Consider the following 1,308-nt stretch of genomic DNA (forward strand, 5'->3'; position numbering starts at 1 on the left):
GCCCGAGGAGCAGTAGACCTCGGGGAGTACGGTGGCTGGGTTGTCATGAGGGAAGACTGAGGGAAGGCGGAGGCATGGACGTCGGGCTCAAGCGCGAGCTGGAGGAGAAGGTCCGCTCCGGTGAGCGGCTGACCCGCGAGGACGGCATCGCGCTGTACGAGTCGGACGACCTGGCGTGGCTGGGCGGGCTCGCGCACGAGGTGCGGACGCGGAAGAACGGCGACGTCGTCCACTTCAACGTCAACCGTCACCTCAACATGACCAATGTGTGCACGGCCTCCTGCGCCTACTGCTCCTTCCAGCGCAAGCCGGGGGAGAAGGACGCGTACACGATGCGCATCGAGGAGGCCGTCAAGCTCGCCAAGGCGATGGAGTCGGAGAACCTCACGGAACTCCACATCGTCAACGGGCTGCACCCGAACCTGCCGTGGCGCTACTACCCGCGCTCGCTGCGGGAGCTGAAGGCGGCCCTCCCGAACGTCTCGCTGAAGGCCTTCACGGCCACGGAGATCCACCACTTCGAGACGATCAGCGGACTGTCGGCGTCGGAGATCCTCGACGAGCTGATCGACGCGGGCCTGGAGTCCCTGACGGGCGGCGGCGCGGAGATCTTCGACTGGGAGGTCCGCAGGCACATCGTCGACCACCGCACCCACTGGGAGGACTGGTCGCGGATCCACCGCCTGGCGCACGAGAAGGGTCTGAAGACCCCGTGCACCATGCTCTACGGCCACATCGAGGAGCACCGGCACCGCGTCGACCACGTCCTGCGGCTGCGGGAGCTCCAGGACGAGACCGGCGGCTTCCAGGTCTTCATCCCGCTGCGCTACCAGCACGACTTCGTGGACGTGCAGGACGGCAAGGTGCGCAACCGGCTCCAGGCGCGTACGCAGATGGCGACGGGCGCGGAGGCACTGAAGACCTTCGCGGTGTCGCGGCTGCTGTTCGACAACGTCCCGCACGTGAAGGTCTTCTGGGTGATGCACGGCGTCCAGACCGCGCAGCTCGCGCTCCAGCACGGCGCGGACGACATGGACGGGTCGGTCGTCGAGTACAAGATCACGCACGACGCGGACAACTACGGCACGCCGAACAAGCTGACCCGTGAGGACCTGCTGGACCTCATCCGCGACGCCGGGTTCCGGCCGGTGGAGCGGAACACGCGGTACGAGATCATCCGGGAGTACGAGGGGGCGGATCCGCTGCGGCGAGAGTCTCCTCAGCCGATGAGGGTGTGAGCCGGGCGCCCAGTAGCTCGGGGGTGCGTGTGCGTTGGCGGGTGCGGGTGGTGTGTGGTTTCTCGCGCAG

At 67.4% G+C, this 1,308-nt stretch carries 1 protein-coding gene; it reads left to right on the plus strand.

Annotation, left to right across the window (positions count from 1 at the left end):
- Positions 1-74 precede the first annotated feature (74 nt).
- The gene (mqnE, locus tag AOK15_RS41380; protein ID WP_055513472.1) at positions 75-1,238 is read left to right on the plus strand and encodes an aminofutalosine synthase MqnE; all 1,164 of its coding nucleotides are present in this window, start codon (positions 75-77) and stop codon (positions 1,236-1,238) included.
- Positions 1,239-1,308 lie beyond the last annotated feature (70 nt).

The sequence above is a fragment of the Streptomyces ossamyceticus genome, assembly GCF_001418475.1.
Classification (GTDB): Bacteria; Actinomycetota; Actinomycetes; order Streptomycetales; family Streptomycetaceae; genus Streptomyces; species Streptomyces ossamyceticus.

What these genes read in the sequence shown, in the direction of transcription:
- mqnE (WP_055513472.1), top strand. Translation starts at nt 75, where the DNA reads ATGGACGTCGGGCTCAAGCGCGAGCTGGAGGAGAAGGTCCGCTCCGGT.